General features: G+C 74.1%; 5 protein-coding genes. 3 read left to right on the top strand and 2 right to left on the bottom strand.

All coding sequences use genetic code 11. The features are described 5' to 3' along the window. Positions 1 to 129: 129 nt before the first annotated feature. Positions 130 to 1317, bottom strand: a complete 1188-nt coding sequence (locus SSNG_RS04480; RefSeq protein ID WP_007262612.1) for an FAD-dependent oxidoreductase — start codon at positions 1315 to 1317, stop codon at positions 130 to 132. A gap of 151 nt (positions 1318 to 1468) precedes the next feature. Between SSNG_RS04480 and SSNG_RS04475 the strand changes: the two genes are divergently transcribed. Then, a complete protein-coding gene (locus SSNG_RS04475) occupies positions 1469 to 6655 on the top strand; it encodes a caspase family protein (RefSeq protein WP_063749946.1) in 5187 nt (1728 codons plus the stop codon). Next, the gene (locus SSNG_RS04470; protein ID WP_007262610.1) at positions 6652 to 7521 is read left to right on the top strand and encodes a hypothetical protein; all 870 of its coding nucleotides are present in this window, start codon (positions 6652 to 6654) and stop codon (positions 7519 to 7521) included. The genes SSNG_RS04475 and SSNG_RS04470 overlap by 4 nt, the downstream gene beginning before the upstream one ends. Positions 7522 to 7531: 10 nt before the next feature. Here SSNG_RS04470 and SSNG_RS04465 read toward each other — a convergent pair whose 3' ends face one another. Next, a complete protein-coding gene (locus SSNG_RS04465) occupies positions 7532 to 8386 on the bottom strand; it encodes a helix-turn-helix transcriptional regulator (RefSeq protein ID WP_042800528.1) in 855 nt (284 codons plus the stop codon). A gap of 53 nt (positions 8387 to 8439) precedes the next feature. On the opposite strand from SSNG_RS04465, the gene SSNG_RS43485 reads away from it, so the two are divergent. Beyond that, on the top strand, positions 8440 to 8887 hold a 448-nt coding region (locus SSNG_RS43485; protein WP_007262608.1), incomplete at its 3' end, for an MFS transporter.

The raw sequence follows: 8887 nt of genomic DNA, 5'->3' as shown, positions 1-8887 counted from the left end.
CTGGCTCCACAGGATCGTCTCGCTCCTGGTGTACGACGCCGAACGGGCCGTGGAGCACGTGTTCGTCCCCGGGCCCGACGAGGAGTGGACGGACCCGGTGCTTGCCGTGCGCGACGGCGTCCTCCGCGTCTACGCGACCGAGGAGGCCCGCGAAGCCGGCACCGCCGACCGGGAGCTCCCGCTGGACGCCTTCGACTCGGCCCCGGCCGGGACCCCGGCTGCGGCTGCGGTCCCGGACCCGCCCGCGGGCTGAGCCGCCGCCGGCCCCCGGGCCAGCAGGCGGCGTATCCCGCGCACCGCGGCGCCGCCCGCCCGGTTGGCGCCGATGGTGGAGGCCGACGGGCCGTAGCCCACCAGGTGGACCCGCTCGTCACGCACCGCCCTGGTCCCCTCCAGCCGGATCCCGCCGCCCGGCTCGCGCAGCCGCAGCGGCGCCAGGTGGTCGACGGCCGCCCGGAATCCGGTGGCCCACAGGATCACGTCGGCGTCCACGCTCCGCCCGTCCGCCCACGCCACACCGGACGGGGTGATCCGGTCGAAGACGGGCAGCCGCTCCAGCACCCCGGAGTCCAGCCCCGCCCGCACGGCCTCCGTCAGGGCCAGCCCGGTCACGCTGACCACGCTCCGCGGGGGCAGTCCCCGCCGGACCCGCTTCTCCACCAGCGCCACCGCCGCCCGGCCCTCCGCCTCCCCGAACGCCCCCTCGCGGAACACGGGAGGCCGCCGGGTGACCCAGGTCGTCCCGGCCGCCACCTCGGAGACCTCCAGCAGGTGCTGCACCGCCGACGTGCCGCCGCCCACCACGACCACCCGGGCCCCGGCGAACGCCCCGGGCCCGGGGTAGCCGGCGGTGTGCAGCTGGCGGCCCCGGAACAGCTCCTGGCCGGGGTAGCGCGGCCAGAACGGCCGGTCCCAGGTCCCGGTGGCGTTGACCAGCGCCCGCGCCGACCAGCTCCCGGACGCGGACTCCACCAGCAGCCGCCCGCCGCCGCCCTCGCGCACGGCCGTCACGTCCACGGGCCGCCGCACCCGCAGCCCGAACCGCTCCTCGTACGCCGCGAAGTACTCCCCGATCACCTCGGACGAGGGCCGCAGCGGATCGGCGCCGGTCAGCTCCATGCCGGGCAGGGCGTGCATGCCGTGCACCTTGCCGTAGGTCAGCGAGGGCCACCGGAACTGCCAGGCCCCGCCGGGCCGCGGCGAGTGGTCCAGCACCACGTGGTCGATCTCGGCCCGGGCCAGGTGGTAGGCGCTGGACAGCCCCGCCTGGCCGGCCCCGACGACCACCACGTCCACGTCCGCCGCACCCCTCAGCATTTCGTTCACGGTTCTACCAACTCGCGGGGGGCGCGGGATCTTCCCGGATGATCCGAAGCCCCTGCGCGGGGCGGCGGGCCGTCGCTAGAGTCGGCTGCGTCACAGGGGACGGCGGCTTGGGGGCTCGGTGGGGCGGCGCTTCTTCATCGGCATGGGCACCGGCAGGTACTGCCACCTCCCCCAGGAGGAACAGCTCGACTCGGTCCCCGCGGACACCGCCGCCATGGCCCACCTCTTCGAGGGCTTCGGCTACGAGCGCGCCCTCTCCGGGCTGGGCGAGTACGACGGCGCCGAACAGCTGCGCCAGAAGCTGAGCCACTGGTCCGCCGACACCGCGCTCTCGGGCGACGACGTCGTGGTGGTGTACTTCGCAGGCCACGGCGCCGTCGAGGAGCGCGACCGGCACTACCTGCTCTGCTGGGACACCCGAGACACCGACCTCGCCGCCACCGCCCTGGCCACCGAGGACCTCGTACGCATCCTCTGCAAGGGCGGACTGCGCCACGTCCTCCTGATCCTCGACACCTGCTCGGCCGGAGCCGGTACGGCCGACGCGGCGGCGGCCGCACTCCAGACGATCATCTACCGGGGCGTCGCCGCCGACTCCTCCGCCGGACTCTGGTTCCTCGCCTCCGCCCGGCGCAAGGAGATCGCCCTCGACGGCGCCTTCGTCCCCGTGCTCGGCGCGGCGATCGAGACCACGACCGAGCGGACCGGACAGCGCCAGCAGTACCTCGACCTCACCGAGCTGGTGAAGGCCGTCAACGAACGCTTCGACCTCGCCGGCCGGGGCCAGCGCGCCGAACTGGCCAGCGCACTGGTCACCGGACTCGCCCCGTTCCTGGCGAACTCCGGCTACCGCGAGGAACTGCCGCCGGCCGGCACCGACCTGGAGGTCCAAGGGCGGGTCGCCGCGAGGGAACTCGCCGAGCACTTCGGCCCGCGCTCGCGCGGGGTGGAGTTCGAGTCCGAACAGGGCCTCTACTTCAGCGGCCGGGTCAACGTGCTCACCGACATCGCCGCCTGGCTGACGGCCGAGGAGGGCGACGGCCGGGGCCGCGTCGTCACCGGTGTCCCCGGCTGCGGCAAGTCCGCGGTCCTCGGCCGGATCGTCGCCCTCTCCGACCCCGCCTACCGGGCCCGCCTCGACCTCAGCGGCGTCGACCCGAACACCGTCGTCCCGGTGAACTGCGTGACGGCCGCCGTCCACGCCCGCCACAAGCGCCTGGAGGAGATCGTCGAGCGGATCGCCTCCGCCCTCGGCACCGAGGCCGACGGCGTCGCCGCCCTCCTCCAGGAACTCACCCGGCGCGGCCGCCAGGGCCCCCCGCTGGTCATCGTCGTCGACGCCGTCGACGAAGCCGGCTCCGACACCGCCGCCGACGCCGGCGGACACGGCGAACCCCGCCGCATCACCCGCGAACTGCTGCGCCCCATGGCCGAGATCCAGGGCGTGCGCCTCCTCGTGGGCACCCGCCGCGAACTCGTCACCGCACTCGGCCCCACCTTCACCTGCCTCGACCTCGACCGGGAGGAATACCAGGCCGGGACCGAGGACGTCACCGCGTACGTCGCCCGGGTGCTGCTGGCAGCCGAGGAGCCGGAGGTCCGCACCCCGTACCGGAACCGCCCGCCCCTGGCCCGGACCGTGGCCCGCGGGGTCGCCGAGAAGGCGGCCGGCGTCTACCTCTACGCCAGGATGACCGCCCGCACGCTGCGCTCGGACGCCGAGCCGGTCGACACCGGCCGGCCGGGCTGGGAGGACAACCTGCCCAGCGAGGTCGGCGAAGCCTTCGACGACTACCTGCAGCGCTTCGGCCCCGACGAGCCCCGGGTGCGCCGCATGCTGCTGGCGCTGGCGTTCTCGGAGGGCAAGGGGCTGCCGCGCGGGCGGGTGTGGACCGGACTCGGCTCCGCCATCTCCGGAGTCCCCTGCTCGGAGGAGGACGTCAGCTGGGCCCTGGACGTCGCGGCGGCGTACATCGCGGAGGTCACCGACGACGACCGCCGCTCGGCGTACCGGCTCTACCACAAGGCCCTCGCCGAGCACCTGCGGGCGACGGCCGCCCAGGACGCGCACGACATCCAGCACGCCGTGGTCGACGCGCTGTTGGGCCTCGTACCCCAGGCGGAGGCGCAACAGCCCGACTGGTTCGCCGCCGTGCCCTACGTACGCCAGCACCTCGCCACCCATGCCGTGGCGGCGGGACGGCTCGTGGAGCTGATGGAGGACCCGGGGTTCCTGCTGGCCAGCGAACCGCTCACGCTGCTGCGGGCGTTCGCGGCGATGGAGGGCGAGGGAGTCCCCGGGGTGCGCGGCGCGTACGAGCAGATCGCCCACCGGCTCACTCCCGACACCCCGCTCGGGGAGCGCGCCGCCGACCTCCAGCTGTCGGCCCGGCGCTGCCAGGCCGACCGGCTGGCCGACCGGGTCGGCGAGCTCGCGGTGACCCGCCCCTGGTCGACCACGTGGGCCTGGTGGTCCAACAGCGGGGCCCACCGGCTGCTGAACGGTCATGACCGACCGGTCACGTGCGTGGCGACGGGCACGCTCGACGGCCGGCCCATCGCCGTCACGGGCAGCGAGGACTCCACGGCACGCGTGTGGGACCTGACGACCCAACGCCCCATCGGCGAGCCGCTCCCGGTCGGAATGCCCGTCAACGCCCTGGCCATCGGCGAGCTCGGCGACTACTCGGTCGCCCTCACCGGCGGACACGACGGCACGGTCCGGATCTGGGACCTGTCGGCCGGTCAGGAGTACGGCGAGCCGCTCACCGGCCACACCAACAGGGTCCTGTCGATCGCGATCGGGGAGGTGTTCGGCAGACCCCTCGCCCTGACCGGGAGCGCGGACGGCACCGCACGCCTGTGGGACCTGACGGACCGGCGCCAACTGGGTCAGGAGCTCGTCGTCCACCGCAGTGCGGTGTACGGCGTGGATCTCGGCTGGCTGGACGGCCGGCCGATCGCCCTCACCGGCGGGGACGACAGGTCCGTATGCGTATGGGACGTGCGCGCCGCGCTGGACGGAGGGAACGCCCAGGTCCACGGTCGGCCGTTGGTCGGTTCGGTCGGCCAGGTACAAGCGGTGCGCGCCGTGGAACTGGACGGGCGCTCGCTGGCCCTGGTGTGTGACGCGGTGGGGATGCTCGGCTGCTGGGACCTCGCTGACCGACGCCAGATCGGAGAACCGGTCCAGGCGCACACCGACGACAGGCTGACGGGCCCGTATTCGGTGGTGACCGGTGAAATCGCGGGCCGCCCCGTTGTGCTGACCTGCGCTTCGCGCTGCGCGAGGCTCTGGGACCTGCGGACGCTCCGCCCGCTCGGCCACCCCCTGCGCGGACACCTGGATGCCATGACCGCCGCCGCCCTCGCGGTACACGGGGACACGGCCCTCGCCGTCACCGTGGGCGCGGACCACACCGCACGGATCTGGGACCTCGCGGCCGATCGGCCCGACGACGGGCTGACCAGGTCGATGGCCACCACGGCCTACTCCCAGTGGGAGGGGCGCCCCGTCGTCGTGACCGGTGGGGAGGACGGCGCCGTCCGGGCCTGGGACCTGCGGACCCGGCAACAGCTGGGCCCGGCCTTCGAAGGGCGTTCCGCCAGGGTGAGGACCCTGGCCGCCACTGTGGTCAAGGGCCGGCTGACCGTGGCGACCGGCGGAGCCGACACCGTGGTGCGGCTGTGGAGCACGACCGGGGACCGTGCCGTTCACCTGGAACTGGAGGGGCACACGAACGCCGTCGTGTGCACCGCGTTCGGTGCTCTGGCGGGCAGGACGGTACTGGCCAGTGGAGGGGCCGACGGCACGGTCCGCGTCTGGGACGTGGAATCCGGCACGATGATCGGCCGTCCGCTCGCCGGCCATGTGGGGGACGTCGAGCACCTCGCCCTGCGCTCGGAAGGAGGCGCGCTGGAGGTCGTCCTCGCGACGGACGCGGACCACGCGTACGCGTGGCGGATCGAGCAGGGCGAGGACGGGCCCGAGGCGCGCTGCTGCGGGCACCGCGCCGTGCGGGACGCGGAGCAGTTCGCCTCGGTCGAGAGCGTGGCGTTCCACCAGGGCAAGGCGGTGGTGCTCACCGTCGCCGGTACCGGCAACCTCCAGGTCCGGGAAGTGATCAGCGGGGCCGTGGTGGCCGGACCGTTCCCCATGCTCGGAGCGGTGCTGGCGGCCACCCTCGCACAGGTGGGCGGCGAATCCGTCGTGGCGGCCAGCGGCGGTAACCAGCTCCGGATCTGGCGCCTGGATCCACGGGAAGCACCAGGGACGCGCACGGAACCGACCTGGTGCCTGGAGCCGGCGACGGTGCACGCACCCCCGCTCTTCGGCAGGGTGGACGGCATGGTGGTGGTCGTGACCACCGGCAGTTCGGACGTGCTGATCTGGGACCTGAACGGAGGTCACGTGGTCGGCGAGCCCTTGTGCGGTGGCACGAAGAGGCTGGCGTCAGCCGAGATCATGGAGGGCCGCGACGGCCGGACGCTGGTGGTGACGGGCGGCAGCAACGGGGTCGTCCGCCAACACGATCTCGGCGACGGCAGCCAGGTGTCGCCACACCTGACGCACGACGGCTCCTTCCAGCCCATCACCATGGTGCAGATGGGCGGCCAGGTCCTGGTGGTACGCAGCAGTTGGGCGGCGACGTCCGTCTGGGACCTGGAGACCCGTCGCCAGTTGGCGAGGCGGCAAGGCAGCGGAGACACCAGCCACATCCTCCGCTTCGGCGACCGTCGGATCGTCGTGTCGGCGACGGGTGAGAACGTGCTGGAGGCCTGGGAGCTGGACACCCAGGGGGCCCTCTGCGGGCCGATGATGGGCCACGTGGGTCCGGTGTCGGCCCTGCGCGACCTGTGCATCGGCGACGTCCACACCCTCGTGAGCGCCTCGCGCGACGGCACCGTGCGGCTCTGGGACCTGGAGACGGGGAGCCCCGTGGGCGATCCCCTGGGCGGCTATGCGCTCGGCGTGACCGCCTTGGAGGTGGTGCGGCTCGAAGGAGCGCCGCTCGCCGTCGTCGGATCCGGTGACGGCCACGTCCACGTCCGCAGGCTGGACGCCGACCGGCCGGTCGTGGGGGAGTTCCCGCGCTTCGCCTCAGGCGTCAGGGAGATCCGCTTCGCCGGAGTCCGCGGCGTGCCCACCCTCGTCGCAGCCGACCGGCACGGCCTGCTGCGCGTCGGCCGGATGAACACGTTCACCTGGACGTCCGAGATCGACGTCGGCAGCACCATCAACGGCTTCTCCATCGACCGTGACGGCCACATCTGCGTGGCCACCGACATGGGCGTCGTCGCCCTCACCCTGGCGGAGGTGCGGCCGTGAGCCGGATCGTGTTCGTGCACGGGATCGCCCAGGAGGTGGTGGGGCCCGAGTCGCTGCTCGCCGAGTGGTACCCCGCGCTCTGCGACGGGCTCGCCCTCGCCGGCGGGGACAGGCCGGCGCGGGACGAGGTCGCGATGGCCTTCTACGGGGACCTCTTCCGCCCGGCCGGACACCGCGGCACCGGCACGCCCGAGCTCGACGCCTCCGACGTGGAGGAGGGCCTCGAAGAGGAACTCCTGCTCCAGTGGTGGGAGTACGCCGCCCGGATCGACCCCCGGCTGCCCGGGCCGCAGGACCGCGTCCGGCTGCGGACCCCGTACCCGGTGCAGCGGGCGCTGGACGCGCTGAGCCACTCGGCGTTCTTCGCCGGGGCGGGGGAGCGGCTGATGATCGGGGCGGCCCGGCAGGTGCGGCGGTACTTCACCGAGCCGCGGACGCGCGCCGAGGTACGGGAGCGGTTCGAGCGGGCCCTGACCGACCGCACCCGGGTGGTCGTCGCGCACTCGCTCGGCTCGGTCGTCGCGTACGAGGCCCTGTGCGCGGACCCCGCCCGGCCGGACGTGGTGCTGGTGACCCTGGGGTCGCCGCTCGGGGTGCGCAACCTGGTCTTCGACCGGCTCGTCCCGCCCCCGCACGCCGGCCGCGGCCGCTGGCCCGCGTCCGTGCGGCAGTGGGTGAACATCGCCGACCGGGGTGACCTCGTGGCGCTGGCCAAGGACCTGGCGCCGCTGTTCGGGGACCGGGTCCGGGACGTGCCGATCCACAACGGGGCCAGGGCGCACGACGTACGGCCCTACCTGACGGCCCGTGAGTGCGGCGCGGCGATCGGCGGGGCGCTGGCGCACGGGAGCCACGGGAGTTGCTGAACGGTGCCGGTCAGGCGGTGACGGGGGACAGGGCCCGGAGCCGTTCCAGGCCCCGGCGGGACTCCTCGTCCAGCGGGACGAAGGTCGTCAGCCGCGGCCCCGAGGCCGGGCCCAGCCACATGCTGGTGTGCTCCAGGCGCAGCGGCCCCACGTGGGCGTTGCGGATGTACTTGGTGTTGCCGCCCGCCGCGACCACCTCGTGCCGGGCCCAGATCTCCCGGAACTCCGGCGAGGCCGCCTCCAGCCGGGCCAGCAGCGTCTTCCACGCGGGCTCCGCCAGGTGCCCGGCCATCGAGGCCCGGAACTTGGCCGCGAGCAGCCGGTTCACGCCCGGCGTGTCGACGAGGGAGGCCCGCCAGTCGGCGTTGGTGAACGCCAGCCACACGCAGTTGAGGTCCTCGGGCGGCAGGGCGTCCAGGTCGCACAGCAGCCGGGCGTAGGTGCTGTTGTAGGCGAGGATGTCGTAGCGGCTGTTCTGCACGCACGCCGGGATCGGGTCCAGCTGGTCGAGGACGGCCCGCAGCGCCGGGGTGACGCTCGGGCAGCGGGTGTTCGGCGCCGGGTCGGTGCTGCCCGCCAGCGCGAACAGGTGCGCGCGCTCGCTGGAGTCCAGCAGCAGGGCCCGTGCCAGCGCGTCCAGCACCTGGGGGGACACCTGGATCTCGCGGGCCTGCTCCAGCCAGGTGTACCAGGTGACGCCGACGGCGGAGAGCTGCGCGACCTCCTCGCGGCGCAGCCCCGGGGTGCGCCTGCGCGGTCCCCGGACCAGCCCGACCCGCTCGGGTGTGATCCGCTCGCGGCGGCTGCGCAGGAAGTCGGCGAGCTCGTGGCGGCGCAGGTCGCTCGCCGGGGCGACGGTGGTCATGACACCAGGATGGGGTACGGCCCATCCCGTTGCCAGGTACTCCTGGTACCAGGATGGAGAGACTCTGGTACCAGGCTGAGCGGAGGTGGATCGTTCCCTCCGTGAGCGAAACAACCGTACGCACGACCCACCCGTCCCCGTCCGTCCCCGCGGCCCCGCCCGTCCCGGCCACCGCCGGACCCGCGGCCGCGGAGCCCGCCGTCCTCACCCCGCTCGGGCTGTTCACCGTACTGCTGGGCGCGGCCCTCCCCCTGATCGACTTCTTCATCGTCAACGTGGCGCTGCCCGCCATCGACGCCGACCTCGCCGCCGGCCCGGCCATGCTGGAACTGGTCGTCGGAGGCTACGGGGTCGCCTACTCGGTGCTGCTGGTGCTGGGCGGGCGGATCGGCGACACCATCGGCCGGCGGCGGCTGTTCGTCATCGGGATGGCGGCCTTCGGACTGACCTCCCTGGCCTGCGGCCTGGACCCGACCGCCTGGACCCTGGTCGGGGCGCGGG

The organism is Streptomyces sp. C (genome assembly GCF_000158895.1).
GTDB lineage: Bacteria > Actinomycetota > Actinomycetes > Streptomycetales > Streptomycetaceae > Streptomyces > Streptomyces racemochromogenes.
This window is presented reverse-complemented; position numbering and strand designations above follow the sequence as displayed.